Below are 17,874 nucleotides of genomic sequence, written 5' to 3'. Positions count from 1 at the left end.
ATGAGTAAGATCAGTGTTCAGAATATGAATCTCTGGTACAGTGACTTCCATGCACTGCACAATATCAATATAGAGATTGAACCAAACGAAATCACCGCATTCATCGGTCCGTCCGGATGCGGCAAAAGTACGCTTCTGCGCTCGCTGAACTGCATGAATGACCTGGTCGAGGGGTGCCGCATTGAAGGAAAGGTTCTGCTGGACGGGGAAGACATCTATCACGGAAACCTCGATGTCAATGTGCTCCGCAAGCGGGTTGGCATGGTGTTCCAGAAGCCAAACCCATTCCCGATGAGTGTCTATGACAACATTGCCTATGGCCCGCGCATTCATGGTATCCGCAATAAGAAGATGCTGGACGAAATCGTTGAAAAGGCTTTGAAGGATGCGGCGATCTTTGATGAACTGAAGGACCGTCTCAAGAAGAGTGCCCTTGGTCTTTCCGGCGGCCAGCAGCAGCGTCTGTGCATTGCAAGAGCACTTGCATGTGATCCGGAAGTACTGCTGATGGATGAGCCAACCAGTGCTCTTGACCCGATCAGTACTTCCAAGATCGAGGATCTTGTGACAGACCTGAAGAAAAAATATACGGTTGTCATCGTTACTCACAATATGCAGCAGGCTGTGCGTATCTCCGATAAGACAGCATTCTTCCTGCTTGGTGATCTGATTGAGTATGGACCTACAGACAAGGTCTTCTCTACGCCGCAGGACAAGCGTACAGAGAATTACATTACAGGAAGGTTCGGTTGATAACTTATGAGAAATCGTTTTGATAATGAACTGCAGACGCTGGATGAGACAATGCATGAAATGGGTGAGCTCTGTGAGAGTTCCATTTCACTCTGCATCGAAGCACTGATGGATGGCAATCCCAAGAAAGCACAGGAAGTTGTAGCCAAGGCTGTGACCATTTCCCGTAAAGAGCGTGAGGTTGAGAATATGTGCCTGAAGCTGCTGATGGAACAGCAGCCGGTCGCCACTGATCTGCGTGTGATCTCCGCTGCACTGAAGATGGTATCTGATCTGGAAAGAATCGGTGACCAGTCCAATGATATTGCTGAAATTGTGATCACAGAGAATCTGTCTGCTGCCAATGATATTCTGAATCTGCGCCGCATGGCAGATGTCGTCAATGATATGGTCACAAGTTCCATTGAAGCATTCGTGAATAGAGATGCCCAGCTTGCACGTCACGTCATTGCAAGAGATGATGAAGTTGATGAAGCTTTCAATGATGCCAAGCAGAAGCTGATCGAAGTCTTCGGCGGCAAGAACAACGTCAATATGGAATACGCTCTGAATCTGCTGATGATTGCCAAATACTTCGAGCGTATTGGCGATCATACCGTAAACATTGCCCAGTGGGTTCTGTTTGCCATCACCGGTGTGCGTGAAGGCAATACCAACTGAGAACACATGAGCTGCCTGCGGGCAGCTTTTTTCATTTTGTCATGTATCTTTGTTTCGTGTATAATCGGCTCCATTGATGGAGGCGTGCATATGGGAATTGTTGTATTCGGAGCTTCTTTGATGGATATCAAGGGATATCCATTTGGAAAGTATGTGGCAGATGGCCGCAATGCCGGCAAGGTTGTTGAGGTACAGGGCGGTGTCAGCCGCAATGTAGCTGAAGATATTGCCAATGTGGAACTGAAGCCAACTTATGTCTCAGTGCTGGATCATTCATCCGCTTCAGAAGAAATTATTGCGAAATTGAAACGCCATAAGGTCAATACAGACTATATTGTTCAGCGCGATGGGGGCCTGGGCAAATGGCTGGCAATCTTTAATGAAGAAGGAGATGTGGTTGGTTCCATCTCCCAGCGGCCGGATCTCTCTGCCATCAGCGAAACATTGAAACAACATGGCGATGAAATCTTCTCCAAATGTGACAGTGTGGTTGTTGAGATTGATATGGAAGCTGATCTGCTCAAAGCAATCTTTGCACTGGCAGATAAGTATAACAAGAAGGTTTATGCACTTGTCTCCAATATGTCCATTGCCATGGAACGCCGCGATCTGATGATGTGCACGGACTGTGTTGTCTGCAACCAGGAAGAGGCAGGACTTTTGTTTTCAGAAGATTATGCCGGCATGAAGCCAGAAGAGCTTGCACCGGTGATCTGCCGCAAGGTGCAGCAGGCAGGCTATAGGCAGATGGTTGTCACCATGGGCGCACAGGGGGCAGTCTATGCATGCCATGGCAGGGAATATGGCATCGTACCTGCTCAGCGTACTGCTGTGGTGGATACAACCGGCTGCGGTGATGCGTTCTTTGCCGGTGTTACTATCGGCCTGACCTATGGCAAAACACTTGCCCAGGCATGCCGCATCGGAACAAGACTCGCATCAAGTGTCATCGCAACCACTGAAAACGTATGCCCGCGCTTTCAGCCATCCGAATTCAACCTGTTTCACTGCGCAGAATGAAACGTTTCCATTGCATTTTCCTTTGCAATTCTTATAATAAAAACCGGTAAAGGAAAACCGGTTTCCTCAGGTAGCGTATGAATGATTTTCTTACAAAGGAACAATGCAATATGAGTCATTATGCCCATGAAGTGCAGGCTGTCATGCATCACCGCTGGGCGATGACGGAAATCAATGGTATGTATTATCACATTCAGATCAAGCCGGATATTGTTGTGATTCAGGATCCGAATAATAGAAAAAATGATCAGGTCATGCCTACGGCAGAATTTGCAAGAATGCTTGATGCATTCCTTGCCAAAGGGGCACTCTGATCTTTTTTAGTTTTGGAATGCTTTGTGTCATATAATAGAAGACGTTGAGGAAAGAGGAATAAGAAATGGCGGATGAAGAAAAAGTTTATCATGTCCTGGTCATTAATCCGGGATCTACTTCTACCAAGATTGCTTTGTTTGAAAATGAGAAATGCGTCCTTTCCAGAAGTGTATTTCATGACAGTTCTGAGCTGCTGAAATTTCCGACGATCAATGATCAGCTGAATTACCGCATGCATGTCATGCGCAAATTCCTTCAGGATTCTCATGTTGACCTGCATCATATTGATGCTGTGGTTGGCAGAGGCGGACCATGCTATGCATGTGCTTCCGGCTGCTATACCATTGATCAGAAGCTCGTGGATGATACACGTGAAGTCAAGGGACATTTCTATCACAGTTCCATGCTTGGCGTCCAGATGGCGTATGAGTTTCAGAAGCTGTATGGCGGTATTGCCCTGATGGTGGATCCGCCTGTCGTGGATGAACTGTGTGATGAGGCCCGTATCACGGGTGTCAAAGGCATCTACAGAAGAGCGACTGCCCATGTGCTGAATGCCAAGGAAACAGCCCGCCGCTATGCTGCATCTATTGACAAGAAGTATGAAGATCTCAATCTCATTGTTGCCCATATTGATGGCGGTATCTCCATTACCTGTCATAAGCATGGCCGCATGATTGACGGCAATGATGCCGGCGGCGGTGAAGGTCCGTTCACACCAACCAGAATGGGTTCCATGGCCGTGACGGATGTACTGGATTATCTGTTTGACAAGGATAAATCTGAGGTCAGAAAGCTCTGTTCACAGGCAGGCGGACTGTCTTCCTGGTTTGGTACTTCCGATTCAGCAGATATCTTTTATAACAAGGTGCGCAAAGGCGACAAGATGGCAGCGCGCGTATGGACAGCCATGGAGTATCAGTGTGCCAAGTGGATCTGCATGATGGCAGCACCGCTGGAAGGCCACGTGGATGCCATTCTGCTGACAGGCGGCCTGCTGCGTATTCCTGGCGTCACGGATTATATGAAAGAACACTGTGAATGGATTGCGCCGATTCAGGCTTATCCAGGCGAGTTTGAACATGAGTCTATGGTTGCTTCAGCCCTTGCTGTGCTGCGCGGACAGCTGAAGCCGATGACCTATACAGGCAAACCTGTATGGGATGGCTTCCATGACAATTGATCGATGATTCATAAAACGAGCATTCCTGCGTGGGATGCTTTTTTCTTTGCCGGCAGGGCTGTGATACCATAGTAAGGCATACAAAAAGCAAAGGAGAAGTGAATCTATGCCGGAAGTCAGTATCATTCTGCCGGTTTATCAGGCTGAAAAATATCTTGTGAGGTGCATTGATTCCGTACTGCACCAGGAATATCAGGATTTTGAACTCATCTGCGTGGATGATGGTTCCAGGGATCACAGCCCATCCATTCTGGACGATTATGCACAAAGAGACAAACGTGTTGTTGTGATCCACCAGGCCAATGCCGGTGTTTCCACGGCCCGCAACAACGGTCTTGCCAGGGCGAAGGGGACATATATTCAGTTTCTGGATGCGGATGACTGGATTGCGTCCAATGCGACAATGGAGCTGGTACGCTGTGCCAAACAAAGCAATGCGGATATGGTCGTGGCAGATTTCTACCGGGTTGTTGGCACCAAGGTGGCACGCAAAGGATCCATTATATCCGATGATGTGCTGACTCTGGAGGAATATGCCGACTGCATGAAGCTGTCTCCGGCTGACTTTTACTATGGTGTTCTCTGGAACAAGCTTTACCGCAATGACATTATCCAGAAGTATCATCTGCAGATGGATCCCAAGGTCAGCTATTGTGAAGATTTCATCTTCAATCTGGAATATCTGCTGCACTGCCATGCCATTGCACCTTTGCAGATCCCGGTGTATTACTATGTCAAAACCGAAGGGTCACTGGTCACCCAGAGCCTTTCACCAAGCCGCATGCTGCAATCAAGATCACTGGTGTTTTCTTACTATGATGCCTTTTTCCGCCACGTTCTGAATGAAGAAGAATACCGCCGCTCGCGCCCAGAAATTGCCGGCTATCTTGTTTCCGCCGCCTCTGATGATCTGGTGATGCCGATGGCACCAGGCACCATGAAGCTCGGCAAAGAGACAGTGCAGGCTGTATGGCGCACCGATGGCAGCTTTCACTATGCAGTGCTGCTGTTCTATCTGCGCAAAGCCTATGAGACCCAGCTGAATACCGTGGCGATCAAGAACAATCTCGATCTTGAAGATGTCCTTGTCTTTGAAGCTGTGCGCAACTCCAATATGTTCTCCACCATGCGGGAAATCATGGATTTCACCGGTCTGTCCTATGCAGCCACAGCAGGCAGCGTGCAGAAGCTGGTATCCAGGCATCTGCTGCATGTGGAAATCATGAACAGCTTCCACATCAAGACAGGATCCCGCAGCCAGGATCTCAGTCATGATATTGATGTTGCACTGTCTGATCTGAATCAGGTTGAAGCAAAGGGACTGGATGACAGCAAGGCACAGCAGCTGATGCAGTTTCTGCGTGTGATTGTGCATAATCTGGAAAACTTTGTCAGTCATGTCTGAGGTGCATCACCTTAAGAATGATCTGGTCATTTTCTGTTGCTTTCCGCAAGAGCCCTGCTACAATACCAACCGTATGGAAGAAATGACAGAAAATAAGAATATCAGTGTCATGCTTTGTTCCGTAGGTGATGCGTATTACAGCGGACTTGGCATGAAGTCAAATCATAAAGAGGCAATGCGCTTTTACCGCAAAGCAGCTTCGCTGGGCAACAGCTATGCGATGTTCCGGATGGGAGAGTGCTATGAAAACGGGACCGGCACAGATAAAGATACTGAAGAGGCATTTCAGTATTACCAGAAATCGGCAGAAACAGGCTGCATTCCCGGTATGCTGAAAGTCGGCGATTATTACTGGAGCGGCATGGATGGCATTGTTGCCCAGAGCAAAGAAAAAGCGGCCCAGTGGTATCTGCAGGCTCTGAAAAAGAATGATGCCCAGGAAGAGAGTCTGGATGAGCCGTTTGTATATGTCAGAATAGCTGACTGCATGAAAGACGGTATCGGCATGGAGAAGAACCTGCAGGCTGCCCATGAGCTGTATCAGGCCGCTGTAGAGGATATGATGGACATCATGCCATATGACCGCATGTTTGATTACAGCATGCTGGAACGTGCTGAAAAAGGGGAAGAAGAACTGCGCAGCAAGCTCCACCTGCCCAAGAGCGAACCGGTAGGTGAGCTGATTTCCTGAAATCTTCTCTTTCCTTTTCTAAAAACTATGGTATCATTAACAAGCGTCATTAATGAGACCACATGCAGGAATACCCAAGTGGTTGAAGGGGCAGGCTTGGAAAGCTTGTAGATCGGTAACACGGTGCCAGGGTTCAAATCCCTGTTCCTGCGCCATGAAAAAGTCACTCGTCTGAGTGGCTTTTTTCTTTCGCTATATGCCTGCACCCAGAAAAAAAGCATCCGCTTGGGATGCTCATGCACGGCCGCAGTACTTACCATCAGCAGTGGAAACTTCCACAGTATCACCAGTGTTGATGAACAGCGGAACTTTGATCACCAGACCTGTTTCCAGAGTAGCATTCTTCTGGGCAGCTGTTGCTGTATTGCCTTTGACAGCAGCTTCGGCTTCGGCAACTTTCAGGTTGACCTTGTCAGGCAGCTCAATGCCAAGGATCTCACCATTGTAGAATTCAACCTTGACCATCATGCTCTCTGTCAGGAACTGCTTCTCCCATGTCAGACGGTCGCTCGGAATCTCAATCTGCTCGTATGTTTCTGTATCCATGAAGCACAGTGTTTCACCGGCATCATACAGATACTGCATCTCACGCTTGTCGATATTAGCTTCTTCGACACGGTCGGAACCAAGCAGGCCAAGCTCCTTGACAACACCTGTCTTTGGACTTCTGACCTTGATGGCAACCTTCATTTTTGCCATGGCTGTTTTATTACGGTCAACCGTAATTGCCTGGTAAAGTTCTCCATCCCAGACAAAACACTGACCTGGTTTGATTTCTGTTGACTGAATCATGATTTCACGCTCCTTTGATATCGTTCATATTTTCTTCAAATCCGGCAATATTGTCAATCCTTACTCAACATTGGGAAACGAACTGTTGACGATTCGTTTCCGCTCAGAGAATATTCTGCTAAAATACAGGTAAAAGACAGAGAGAAGAACTGATATGGACACAAAGGAGAAGCTTGCGGAAGCCCTCCGTGCAAAAATGAAGGAGAAGCCGCTTTCCAGAATTACAATTTCTGATCTGACCACTGCTGTTGGCATCAACCGGCAGACATTTTATTACCACTATCATGATATCTATGAACTCATTGAGGATATTTACTACCGGGAAACCATGCGGGCAATCGGAAATGATAATACGATTGAGACATGGCAGACAGGCCTGGCAAAATTGTTCCATGCCGTACAGAACCAGAAAGATTTTGTCGAGCAGACATTCCGCTCGATCTCGCGGGAACACATTGAGGATTTCCTGTACAGCATCATGGAAAATCTGATTATCAATGCAATCAATGCCACTTCAGCCGGGCTGCTGCTGAAAGAAGAGGACAAGAAGCTTGTTGCAGACTTCTATAAACATGCATTGATCGGGATGCTTCTGTCATGGGTGAAGGATGGCATGCGGCGCAATCCGGATGAAATTGTTGCAAAAATTGAAATACTGGCAAGGGATGGCTTCACACCAGCGATCTCGACATTTGTTAAAAACAGACAGCAGTGCTGAGAGCAGCACTGCTTTTGTCATTCTGGCAGAATTGACTAAATCTGTTTCAATGTAAGCACTTTCAAAGGCGACTGGAACTTCTTATAATAATACGCAGAGAGAATTTGAAAGGACGGAATCATTATGTACGATGTCATTGTGATTGGCGCTGGCATTACGGGATCTTTGCTGTCATACCGTCTGAGCCAGTACAAACTGAATGTATTGACAGTGGAACGCTGCCACGATATCGCGGATGGTGCAACCATGGCAAACTCTGCCATTGTACACACCGGATACGATCCGGAAGACGGTACCCTGAAGGCAAAACTCAATGTGCAGGGTGCCAGAATGTATGAGCAACTGACGAAAGAACTAGGCTGTGTGCGCAAAGTTGTCGGAGCCTATATTGCGGCTGTGGGACCAGAGGAAGAAGAAAAGCTGGATGTGCTTGCCGACCGGGCAGAGCGGCGCGGCATCACACATGCGTTCCTAAGCGGTGAACAGGCAAGAACAGAAGAACCAAATCTCTCTGATGCTGTCACCAAGGTGCTCAGCTTTCCGACAACAGCTGTCATTTATCCATGGGAAGTTGCCATTGCGGCCATGCAGGCATCCATTGGCAACGGCACAGAACTGAAGCTGGATACAGAAGTACGGAACATCGAAAAGAAGGATGGCTTCTTTACCATAGAAACAAACCAGGGCAGCTTTGATGCAAAGATGGTCATTAACTGCAGCGGCACGCATGCCGATACCATTGCACGCATGGTATCCGGCAAGGTTCCGTATCATATCACACCAAGACGCGGTGAATACTATGTCCTGGATCAGGATACGAACTTTGTCCACCATGTGATCTTCCCGGTGCCTGGCAAAAAGGGCAAGGGCGTTCTGGCAGTGCCAACTGTATATGGCAATGTACTGCTGGGACCGAACAGTGACTATTGCGATGACCCTGATGACAATGAGAATACTGTGCAGGGATTGGATTATGTCCGCACAGAGATCAATAAGACAATGAAGAATGTGCCATTCCAGCATGCCATCCGCACATTTGCAGGTCTGCGTCCAAGCTCTTCAAGCAAGGACTTTGTCATTCAGGAATATGAAGATGCCCCGGGTTTTGTGGATGTGGCATCTATTGAATCACCGGGCCTTGCCAGTGCACCAGCTGTTGCTGAATATGTGATTTCCAATTTTGTTGAAAAACATCTGTCTCTTGAAAAGAATCCCGATGCCGTGATGACAAGGAAACGGCCGCTGGTGATGGCAGAACTGACACCAGAGCAGCGCAATGAAGCCATTGCAAAGAATCCTGCCTATGGCCGCATCATCTGCCGCTGCGAGCAGATCTCCGAAGGTGAGATTGCTGACTGCATCCATGCTGTGTGCGGTGCACGCAGCGTCAAAGGCGTCAAGAAGAGAGTACGTCCGGGTATGGGCAAATGCCAGGGCGGTTTCTGTGAACCACGCGTTGTAGAAATTCTTGCCCGCGAGCTGAAAGAATCACCACTGGAAGTTGTTCTGGATGGCGAAAAGTCAAAAATCCTGGAAAGTGAGAACCGATAATGAGGAAATATCAGGCTGTAATCATCGGCGGAGGCAGTGCCGGCCTTTCCGCTGCAGTAACGTTGAAGGAAAACGGCATCGAAGATATTGTCGTCATTGAAAAGGACAGTGAACCAGGCGGCATTTTGGAACAATGCATCCATAATGGCTTCGGTCTGCAGACATTCCATGAACAGCTCTCCGGTCCTGCCTATGCGGAACGGTATGTAAACATGGCAAAGAAGCTGAATGTTCCCTTCAAGCTCAACACGATGGTGACCGCACTGCACCCGGACCGTACCATCGAATACGTCAATGCAGAAGAAGGCTATGTCACGGTACAGGCGGATGCCATCATCCTGGCAGTCGGCTGCTATGAAAGACCGCGCGGCGGCGTCAATATCATGGGCACAAGACCTGCCGGCATCTATACAGCCGGACAGGCACAGCGCTATCTCAACATTGACGGTTACCTTGTAGGCAAAAAAGTCTTCATCCTGGGATCTGGCGATATCGGCCTGATCATGGCAAGAAGAATGACACTGGAAGGCGCAAAGGTCTATGGTGTTGCAGAAATCATGCCATACTCCAACGGACTTCCCCGTAATATGAAACAGTGCCTGGAAGACTTCAATATTCCGCTGTATCTTTCCCATACAGTTACTCGTGTCTATGGCAGAGACAGACTTGAGAAAATTGAGCTGTCACGGGTCGATGACCACCGTCAGCCCATCCCGGGCACCCAGCAGTATTTCGATGTAGATACACTGCTGCTGTCCGTCGGTCTGATTCCCGAGAATCATCTGGCTGAAAAAGCCGGGATCAGGATGGATCCACGCATAAAGGGACCGGTTGTGGATGATACATACATGACCAGTGTGCCTGGCATCTTTGCCTGCGGCAATGGTCTGCATGTCCATGATCTTGTTGACTATGTTTCTCTGCAGGCAAAACGTGCTGCGCTAGGTGCTGTCCGCTATCTGAAACAGCAGGCACCAACGGGTACAGAATATCAAACAGAACCGGGTGATGGCATCGGCTATGTAGTGCCGGCACGCGTGCATTGTGATATCAATGACAACGTTGAATTCTTCTTCCGGGTCAGAAAGCCGATGGAAACAGGCACCCTGGAAGTACGCTGCGGTGATAAGGTGCTGCGCCATATGCAGAAGCACAAACTGATGCCTTCTGAAATGGAGCGTATGGTCATCACCGGCAAAGAGCTTGCCGGTCTGGATGGCAATCTGGTATTCAGCGTAAAGGAGGATCAGTGATGGAAGACAGAGAACTTGTTTGCGTATGCTGCCCGCGGGGCTGCCGGATCCACGTACAGATGGAAGAAGGCAAAGTCCTTTCTGTGGCTGGCAATTCCTGCCCCAAGGGAGATGCCTATGCCAGACAGGAATGTATCCGGCCGATGCGCATTCTGACTACAACAGTACGTGCAGAAGGGGGCATTCACCGGGTATGCCCGGTTATCTCCGCATCAGAAATTCCATTGGATCTGATGAAAGAAGCCATGGATGAAGTACGTACTGCGAAAGTGACAGCACCTGTCAAAGAAGGACAGGTGATCCTGAAAGATCTGGCCGGCACCGGTGTTGCCCTGGTCGCTTCCCGCTCGCTTGAACGCGCATAATCCGTTACCACAAGAAAAGATGATGCACAGATGCGCATCATCTTTTCAGATTGTTATCTGGCTTTGATGACTTAGTCGCCGCTGGCACCAAGAGTCACGGTAACCGTCTTCTGTGAGCCATCTCTTTCAATGACAACTTCAACGCTATCACCAACACGCTTCTTGTTCAGGATTGCACTCAGATCAGAGTAGCTGGAAATCTCAGTGCCATCCACAGAAACGATCCGGTCATATGCTTTGATGCCTGCCTGTTCAGCAGGGCCGCCGGATACGACATCACTGACATACAGGCCAGCCTTGTAATTCCCGGTATCCTGAGACAGCTCCTTGACATAGACACCCAGGGTTGCCCGGTCAGTCACCTTGCCGTTTTCCATCAGCTGCTGGGCGACATTCATGGCATCATTGATCGGAATGGCAAAGCCAAGTCCTTCAATGACAGTACCGGAAGAAGTTGTGCCGGAATCCTTGGCATTGACGATGCCGATCAGATTGCCCTGGCCGTCAAACAGACCGCCGCCGGAGTTGCCCGAGTTGATTGCTGCATTTGTCTGAATCAGATTCATGGATTCATTATTGATGACCATTTCACGGTTCGTGGCAGAAATGATGCCATCGGTCACGGTGCCGCCCAGTGTACCAAGCGGATTGCCGATGACAACGGCCTTATCGCCAACCTGAATCGTATCAGAATCACCAATCGTCGCAGCGCTAAGTCCGGTTGCCTCAATCTTCAATACGGCAATATCACTCTTTTCGTCCGTACCGACAAGAGAAGCAGTATAAGATGTACCATCACTTGTCACAACTGTATATTCATTGCCATCTGCCACAACATGGTTGTTGGTAACGATATAGCCGTCACTGGAAATAATCACACCGGAACCAGCCGCTTCTGTTTCATATGTACCGCCGAAGATACCATAACTTGTTGCAGTACCCTTGACCTGAATCTCAACGACACTTGGTGAAGCCTTAGCTGCTATCTCAGTTGTTGTCAGATCAGAGCTGCTGGAAGTGCTGGCACTTGTCTGGGTTGTTGCAGCAGTGCTTTGCGCTGCTTTATAAACAACGGTTGTGCCATTGCTGCTGTTAGACTTCACTGCTGCATATCCACCGGCAAAACCAGTGCCAAGACCAACCACCGCACTTAAGGCAATGGTCACGACCGGATGGCTCTTTCTTGTATGCTTTTTATCATGGCGGGGTGTCTCAGGCTCTGCACCGGCTGGACGTTCTGTGAATTCTGCATCCACAGTGGAATTTGTATTTTCATTTTCATTCATCTCACTCATTTTTTATACCTCCCGATTACGCTTATTATGATAGAGCCGGATTGTGAACGGCATGTGAACGATGCATGACGGCTTATGAAAACTGCATGTATACTATCTTCACGTGCATCTTCATTGTACAATGAATACTCCGGGAGATGAGAAAAATGGCAGTATTGAATATCGCAATGCCTGTGCAGAGAAAAGAACTGATGGATCTTCTGGCATCCCAGACCATGCCGCGCTATACGCTGATCAAAATGATTTCAGATATGGAAGCGCAGTATGAAGTGACAGATGATGGCAGCCATGGTGATCTGGTTTCTTATACAAAGAAGCTGTTCCATCATACAAAATTCGGCGGTGTCATCATGTTCCGCGTCCTGTACAACGGGCAGTTCTTTGAAGGCGGTCCGATCCTTGATAAACTCAAGAAATAAAAAAAGCGAAACACTCAGTGCTTCTGCAGGGCAAGCCCATACAGAGCACCAATTGATCCGCCGATGATATGAGTCAGCTGGGAAATGTTATCACTTGCTGTAATGCCGGCATAGATCTGTCTGCCAAGATAGATCACAGCAACAATGATCATCGTCAGCGGAATGCCTCCGCGGTTATTGCCGGTCACGCTTGCCATCAGAATGAAAGCAAAGTCAATGCCGCTGGCACCAAGCAGGGCCGTATTGTCCGGCAGGGCAAGATGAACAAGTCCGGTGACCAGTGCCACTACCAGGATCACCTGCAGGATGCGCCTGGAACCATATTTTTCCTCGAGCAGCGGGCCTACCAGCAGAAACATGATCATATTGCTGGCATAGTGATCGATCGAAGCATGGCCCAGAACATGTGTAAACAGCCGCACATACTGCATGGGATCACGGAAGGAAGTCCGATAGATGGAGAAGATCCAGGCATTTGCCCATCCGTTAGTCAGTGTATTGGCAATCAGAGCGCCGGCAGAAAGCAGCGTAAAGGTCAGAATGACCGGTGCGTTGAACGTAATCTTTTTCATAGGCACTCATTATAACGCAGCACTGCGTCCATTGATTGAGAATCAAGCAAGAAATTTGTATACTTATCAGGTGTGAAAAAGAGGGAATGAGAATATGGCAGAAAAAAATATCAAAATTTCCGGTCCGATTCATAATGAAGGCCTGGAAGAAGTCATCGGCCTGCTCAAACAGGGATCAACTCCTGAAAAACAGGCCAGACTTGGTGAAGAGCTGAAAAAGGCAAAACTGCTTTCACCATGCACGTTTGAAGAGACAAAGGATGCCCAGGGCAGAATACATGTCCGTCCTGACCAGATGAAGTTCTTCCTTCTCAATACGCAGGACGGCAAGACATTCTTCCCGGTCTTTACAGATTTTGAAAAGACCAAGCTGATTCACTTTGCAAAAGATGAACCAAAACATATTGTCAGCACGATTCCGGCTCTGGCAAGAATGCTGTCAGCAAAAGACCAGAAAGCGCAGGGACTGATCGTCAATCCAGGTGCTGATAACATCGTGATTCCAAAGAACATGGTACTCATGCTGGCTGGTGTACAGACCAAGGTTGCTCCGGCTCCATCACGTCCTGCTGTCAAGGCACAGTACAGTGAGCCTCGGATCTATCCAACCCGCATGGTGACAGCTGTTTATGACTACTGCACCGGTAAAAAGGAGATCAGCCGTGTCTGGCTGAAACAGAAGATTGCCGGCGGCACAGTCAGCTTCGTCTTTGTCATTGAAGCCGACAAGCAGGATCAGAGTATTGCGGACGGCATTCTTTCTGCTGCCACACCTTTGAGCAAGGATGTTCCGCTGGAAACCGTATGGTATTCAGAGGCAGCAGAAAAAGAAATCGTCAAGGGCGGTGTCGCTCTGTATGACAGGAATCTGGAGCTGTGATGCAGTACCGCCATCTGCATCATGATGAAATCAGCCAGGGCATGGCCCTGGTACAGCAGGCATTTGCCCAGTCTGTGCAGCACACACTGTCCCCAGAAGCCGTATCTTCGTTTCAGGACTTCCTGGATCACCATGGCCAGGAGCTTGTCTGGCTTGGCGCCTTTGACGATACACTGGAAGGCGTTGCTGCCTATACAGCGGAAACCTATCATGTTTCACTGCTGTTTGTCAGACAGGAAGATTCTCATAAGGGCATTGGCACCGGCCTGCTTTCCTTGATCAAACAGGAAGCACAGGATGACTTTGTCCAGAAGATCACGGTCAATGCACTGCTTTCTTCGGCAGCGTTCTATCAGAATTGCAGCTTTGAAAAAGCAGGTGTGCCAACCGATGCCGGCGGCATGAAGGTACAGCTGATGGAATGCCTTCTTGGCAGCAGATATCTTGGCAGAAAGTATACGGCAGAGATTGATCAGCCTTATGGCAGTCTGCATCCGTATCTGCCGGATCTGGAGCTTGCCTGCAATGCCGGCTATATTCTGCTGCATGGCAAAAATAACCAGGAAATCTGGCAGGATGCCTGTGTTTATGGACCCAGGGAGCCGCTGTCGACGTTTACTGGTATCGTGATCGGCATCATCTACCGCCGTGATGAAGAAAAAACACGCTGGATTCTGTCCAGCGGCATTGCGTTTGATCATCAGGATGTTATTGCCTCGATTGCCGGTCTTGAGCAGGACAGTGATATCCGGATTCAATGGCTATAAAATCAGCGGGGAAATCCCGCTTTTGTTTCAGGAGGTAATCTATGCGAACTGGTTACACAAACTGCTGTATCAAAGATCAGAAAAACGGTGCCTTTCTTGTGGAAGATGGAAAAATTCTTGCCATCGGTTGTGCTCAGGATCAAAGAATGCAGGAAGCACTTGCCAACGCGGATGAAGAAGTTGACCTGCACGGCCTGCACGTACTGCCGGGAAAGGCAGACGGACATGTGCATCTGCTGCAGATGGGCCGCAATGCCCTCAGTGTTGACTGTTCTGCCGGTGCAGCAGAACGTCTTGCCCATGCACCCCGCAGCCAGGCATGGCTGTATGGAGCCAACTGGGATGGTGATGCCGAAAAGCTTAACCGTACCATTCTGGATGAGGCAGTCAACGACCGGCCGGCTGTGGTCTTAAGCAGAGACGGACAGGCAATGGCACTCAACAGTGCGGCTTTGCAGGCTTGTGCGATCGATGAAAATACAAAGGTGGAGGCCGGCAGTATTGATGTGGAAAAGGGTGTTGTCAGACAGACAGGTGTTGATCTTGTCCGTCAGGCCATGCCGGCACCGGATGCTGAAGAAATCAAAACCTGGCTGCTTAAAGGCATGGAACTGGCAGCTGCCCAGGGGATCACGGCCGTTGGCAGTGAGGACTTTCTTTCCACCAATGAAACGTATCAGGATGTCCTGACTGCGTATGAACAGCTGTCCTATCAGCAGAAGATGAAGATCCGCGCATCAGAACTTGTTTCATTCTGTCAGATTGAAGATTTTGCCTCCTTCCTGGATGAGGGATACAGCTATGATGTTGGCAATGACTTCTTTAAGATTGGCGCTTTACTGCTGAAACTGGATGATGCATCCGATCAGGAACTGCGTTATGACGATGCCACCGTGCAGCTGTATGTGCAGATGGCAAACCGCTTCAATACGCCAGTCTGGTTTGATGCGGCATCCTTTGGCGCAGTTGATCAGGCACTCGATGTATTGCAGGATGAAATGTATCCGGACAATCCTCTGCAGGATGCCATTCTTGTCCATCGTGTTCCCTCTGCTGCGCAGCTGTCAAAAGTACAGAATGCAAAGATTGTTCTTGGAACAAGCGGCTTTCTGATGGAAAGTGACAGCAGTCTGTTCTATGGATCTGATCAGCCGTTTCAGCCGGTGCTGCCATACAGCAGCACACTTTCTGTCAATATACAGAATAGGCTTGGCTTTACAGGCAGCCTGCGCGAATCAGATCCAGCCGATTTCTATGTGATGGATGAGGACAGAGTCATGATGACTGTCGTGAATGGTGAAGAGGTATACAGACGATGATCAGATCGATCAAGAAGGAAGATATTCCAGCTGTTCTTGCCATTTACAACTGGTACATCCTGCACACGAATATTACTTTTGAAACAGAAGAACTGTCACTTGAAGCATTCACAAAGCGTATTGAAGCAGTTACCAGCCGCTATCCCTGGATCGTGATGGAAGAGAATGGTGTGATCAAAGGCTATGCATATCTTGGAACATTTAATCCGCGGGCAGCCTATGACTGGACAGCTGATCTGTCCATCTATCTTGATCATGAAGAATGCGGTCATGGTCTTGGCACACAATTGATGCATGCGATCCTGCAGGAGGCTGCCGAGGAAGGCTATTATCAGATCATATCCATTGTGACTTCCGGCAATGCGGCATCAGAACAGCTTCATGAAAAATGCGGCTTTGTGCGCAAAGGCAGTCTGGAAAATACGGGTTATAAAAACGGAAAATGGCTTGGTATTACATATTTTATGAAGACACTGCGCAATGCAGCAGGTGCACCAGAAGAGATACAGTATGAAAAGGAGAGAAAAGCAAAATGAAAACAGTCTGGGATAAACTGGATGAAACGGAAAAGGAGAATCTGACGTCCTTTAATGAGGCATACCGTCAGTTTCTCAGCCGTGCAAAAACAGAGCGTGAATTTACAAGTGAGAGTGAAAAACTGGCAAAAGAGGCAGGGTTTGTTTCACTGAAGGAAGTTGAAAAGCTGGAGCCCGGCATGAAGGTGTTTGAGATCAACCGCGGCAAGAATATCATGCTGTTTGTGATGGGCAGACAGCCTGTTAAAGCCGGCATGAATATTCTGGGCGCCCACATTGATTCTCCGCGCCTGGATATCAAACAGAAGCCATTATATGAGAAGGATGGTCTTGCTCTGCTGGATACCCATTACTATGGCGGCATCAAGAAATACCAGTGGACATGCCGGCCGATGGCTCTTCATGGTGTTGTCTGTAAGAAGGATGGCAGTGTTGTGCCGGTTGTGATTGGTGAGGATCCCAAAGATCCGGTGATCGGTGTGACAGAGATTCTGGTGCATCTGGCAGCAGAGCAGATGAAAAAGACTGCCGCAGAAGCAGTGGAAGGTGAAAATCTCGATCTGCTGGTTGGCTCCATTGCCCGAAAAGATACGAAGGAAGATGCCGTGAAAGCAAACATCCTGTCTTTGCTGAAAGAAAAATATGACATCGAGGAAGATGACTTCCTGTCCGCCGAGCTGGAATGTGTGCCGGCAGGGGAAGCACGCGACTTTGGCTTTGACCGCTCCATGATCATGGGCTATGGCCATGATGACAAAGTGTGTGCCTATACATCCCTGCGTGCTATTCTCGATGAAAAGGATGTGCCGGAGCGGACTTCCTGCTGCATCCTGGTTGATAAAGAAGAAATCGGCTCGGTTGGCGCAACCGGCATGCAGTCCCGCTTCTTTGAGGACGTTACGGCCAGAATGCTGGATCTGCAGGGTGATACACGCATTGTTGATCTCAATGATGCTTTGCAGAACAGCCGCATGCTTTCGAGTGATGTCAGTGCTGCTGTGGATCCTTTGTATGAATCCGTCTTCGATATGAAGAATGCGGCCTTCCTGGGACAGGGTATCTGCTACAACAAATATACCGGTGCCCGCGGCAAGTCCGGATCCAATGATGCCAATGCGGAATATTTTGCCAAAGTGCGCAGAGTCATGGATGACAATCATGTCATGTTCCAGACATGCGAGCTGGGTGCCGTTGACAAGGGAGGCGGCGGTACGATTGCCTATATCCTTGCCAATCTGAACATGGACGTTGTGGATGCCGGCATTGCCGTTGAAAACATGCATTCTCCCGCAGAGATTGTATCCAAGGCAGATGTGTATGAGGCATATCGTGCCTATCAGGCATTCCTGAAAGACATGGACTGATTTGCTGGCTGTACAT

Annotated in this window: 20 protein-coding genes and 1 tRNA gene; 18 read left to right on the top strand and 3 right to left on the bottom strand. The window is 48.7% G+C overall.

Going from position 1 to position 17,874, the window contains the following annotated elements; translation table 11 throughout:
* From pstB to DHU66_RS00255, 8 genes are all read left to right on the top strand, one after another.
* Window positions 1-753, top strand: a complete 753-nt coding sequence (gene pstB / locus DHU66_RS12295; protein ID WP_108773919.1) for a phosphate ABC transporter ATP-binding protein PstB — start codon at window positions 1-3, stop codon at window positions 751-753.
* A 6-nt stretch (window positions 754-759) separates the two neighbouring features.
* Window positions 760-1,413 carry a phosphate signaling complex protein PhoU gene (gene phoU, locus DHU66_RS00285; RefSeq protein ID WP_108773918.1) on the top strand — a complete coding sequence of 218 codons (654 nt, stop codon included), beginning with the start codon at window positions 760-762 and terminating at the stop codon, window positions 1,411-1,413.
* A 90-nt stretch (window positions 1,414-1,503) separates the two neighbouring features.
* Window positions 1,504-2,433 (top strand): PfkB family carbohydrate kinase, encoded by a 930-nt coding sequence (locus DHU66_RS00280; RefSeq protein ID WP_108773917.1) that lies wholly within the window; start codon window positions 1,504-1,506, stop codon window positions 2,431-2,433.
* Window positions 2,434-2,510: 77 nt separating this feature from the next.
* Window positions 2,511-2,747, top strand: a complete 237-nt coding sequence (locus DHU66_RS00275) for a hypothetical protein (protein ID WP_108773916.1) — start codon at window positions 2,511-2,513, stop codon at window positions 2,745-2,747.
* A gap of 65 nt (window positions 2,748-2,812) precedes the next feature.
* Window positions 2,813-3,931 carry a butyrate kinase gene (gene buk, locus DHU66_RS00270; RefSeq protein WP_108773915.1) on the top strand — a complete coding sequence of 373 codons (1,119 nt, stop codon included), beginning with the start codon at window positions 2,813-2,815 and terminating at the stop codon, window positions 3,929-3,931.
* A gap of 106 nt (window positions 3,932-4,037) precedes the next feature.
* Window positions 4,038-5,336, top strand: a complete 1,299-nt coding sequence (locus tag DHU66_RS00265) for a glycosyltransferase family 2 protein (RefSeq protein WP_108773914.1) — start codon at window positions 4,038-4,040, stop codon at window positions 5,334-5,336.
* Between the two features lie 73 nt (window positions 5,337-5,409).
* On the top strand, window positions 5,410-6,027 hold the full coding sequence (locus DHU66_RS00260; RefSeq protein WP_167836187.1) for a tetratricopeptide repeat protein: 618 nt from the start codon (window positions 5,410-5,412) through the stop codon (window positions 6,025-6,027).
* A 64-nt stretch (window positions 6,028-6,091) separates the two neighbouring features.
* Window positions 6,092-6,182: transfer RNA gene (locus tag DHU66_RS00255), tRNA-Ser, on the top strand.
* A 79-nt stretch (window positions 6,183-6,261) separates the two neighbouring features.
* Here the strand turns inward: DHU66_RS00255 and efp are convergent.
* Window positions 6,262-6,819: an elongation factor P gene (gene efp / locus DHU66_RS00250; protein WP_108773912.1), complete on the bottom strand. Its 558-nt coding sequence runs from the start codon at window positions 6,817-6,819 to the stop codon at window positions 6,262-6,264.
* Window positions 6,820-6,973: 154 nt separating this feature from the next.
* Here efp and DHU66_RS00245 point away from each other — a divergent pair, with 154 nt between their 5' ends.
* From DHU66_RS00245 to DHU66_RS00230, 4 genes are all read left to right on the top strand, one after another.
* Window positions 6,974-7,537 (top strand): TetR-like C-terminal domain-containing protein, encoded by a 564-nt coding sequence (locus tag DHU66_RS00245; protein WP_108773911.1) that lies wholly within the window; start codon window positions 6,974-6,976, stop codon window positions 7,535-7,537.
* Between the two features lie 123 nt (window positions 7,538-7,660).
* Window positions 7,661-9,088: an NAD(P)/FAD-dependent oxidoreductase gene (locus DHU66_RS00240; protein ID WP_209451699.1), complete on the top strand. Its 1,428-nt coding sequence runs from the start codon at window positions 7,661-7,663 to the stop codon at window positions 9,086-9,088.
* Complete coding sequence (locus DHU66_RS00235; RefSeq protein ID WP_108773909.1) at window positions 9,088-10,341, top strand: NAD(P)/FAD-dependent oxidoreductase; 1,254 nt, start codon at window positions 9,088-9,090, stop codon at window positions 10,339-10,341. The genes DHU66_RS00240 and DHU66_RS00235 overlap by 1 nt, the downstream gene beginning before the upstream one ends.
* Window positions 10,341-10,706, top strand: a complete 366-nt coding sequence (locus DHU66_RS00230) for a DUF1667 domain-containing protein (RefSeq protein ID WP_108773908.1) — start codon at window positions 10,341-10,343, stop codon at window positions 10,704-10,706. Before DHU66_RS00235 ends, DHU66_RS00230 begins: the two co-directional genes overlap by 1 nt.
* 71 nt (window positions 10,707-10,777) lie before the next feature.
* On the opposite strand, the gene DHU66_RS00225 is transcribed toward DHU66_RS00230, so the two are convergent.
* The gene (locus DHU66_RS00225) at window positions 10,778-12,001 is read right to left on the bottom strand and encodes a S1C family serine protease (protein WP_245309294.1); all 1,224 of its coding nucleotides are present in this window, start codon (window positions 11,999-12,001) and stop codon (window positions 10,778-10,780) included.
* Window positions 12,002-12,147: 146 nt separating this feature from the next.
* Between DHU66_RS00225 and DHU66_RS00220 the strand changes: the two genes are divergently transcribed.
* On the top strand, window positions 12,148-12,420 hold the full coding sequence (locus DHU66_RS00220) for a hypothetical protein (RefSeq protein ID WP_108773907.1): 273 nt from the start codon (window positions 12,148-12,150) through the stop codon (window positions 12,418-12,420).
* 14 nt (window positions 12,421-12,434) lie between these two features.
* On the opposite strand, the gene DHU66_RS00215 is transcribed toward DHU66_RS00220, so the two are convergent.
* The gene (locus tag DHU66_RS00215; protein WP_108773906.1) at window positions 12,435-12,992 is read right to left on the bottom strand and encodes a rhomboid family intramembrane serine protease; all 558 of its coding nucleotides are present in this window, start codon (window positions 12,990-12,992) and stop codon (window positions 12,435-12,437) included.
* A 94-nt stretch (window positions 12,993-13,086) separates the two neighbouring features.
* On the opposite strand from DHU66_RS00215, the gene DHU66_RS00210 reads away from it, so the two are divergent.
* The 5 genes from DHU66_RS00210 to DHU66_RS00190 are packed head-to-tail and all read left to right on the top strand — an operon-like array spanning window position 13,087 to window position 17,858.
* Window positions 13,087-13,872: an enhanced serine sensitivity protein SseB C-terminal domain-containing protein gene (locus DHU66_RS00210; RefSeq protein ID WP_108773905.1), complete on the top strand. Its 786-nt coding sequence runs from the start codon at window positions 13,087-13,089 to the stop codon at window positions 13,870-13,872.
* The gene (locus tag DHU66_RS00205; protein ID WP_108773904.1) at window positions 13,872-14,639 is read left to right on the top strand and encodes a GNAT family N-acetyltransferase; all 768 of its coding nucleotides are present in this window, start codon (window positions 13,872-13,874) and stop codon (window positions 14,637-14,639) included. Before DHU66_RS00210 ends, DHU66_RS00205 begins: the two co-directional genes overlap by 1 nt.
* Before the next feature lie 41 nt (window positions 14,640-14,680).
* Window positions 14,681-15,958 (top strand): amidohydrolase family protein, encoded by a 1,278-nt coding sequence (locus DHU66_RS00200; RefSeq protein ID WP_108773903.1) that lies wholly within the window; start codon window positions 14,681-14,683, stop codon window positions 15,956-15,958.
* The gene (locus tag DHU66_RS00195; protein WP_108773902.1) at window positions 15,955-16,494 is read left to right on the top strand and encodes a GNAT family N-acetyltransferase; all 540 of its coding nucleotides are present in this window, start codon (window positions 15,955-15,957) and stop codon (window positions 16,492-16,494) included. Before DHU66_RS00200 ends, DHU66_RS00195 begins: the two co-directional genes overlap by 4 nt.
* A complete protein-coding gene (locus tag DHU66_RS00190; RefSeq protein WP_108773901.1) occupies window positions 16,491-17,858 on the top strand; it encodes an aminopeptidase in 1,368 nt (455 codons plus the stop codon). Before DHU66_RS00195 ends, DHU66_RS00190 begins: the two co-directional genes overlap by 4 nt.
* The last annotated feature ends 16 nt before the right edge of the window (window positions 17,859-17,874 follow it).

It is taken from the genome of Lactimicrobium massiliense (assembly GCF_900343155.1).
Lineage (GTDB): Bacteria > Bacillota_I > Bacilli_A > Erysipelotrichales > Erysipelotrichaceae > Bulleidia > Bulleidia massiliensis.
Note: the sequence above shows the minus strand (reverse complement) of the source record. Positions and strands in the feature narration are given on the sequence as shown.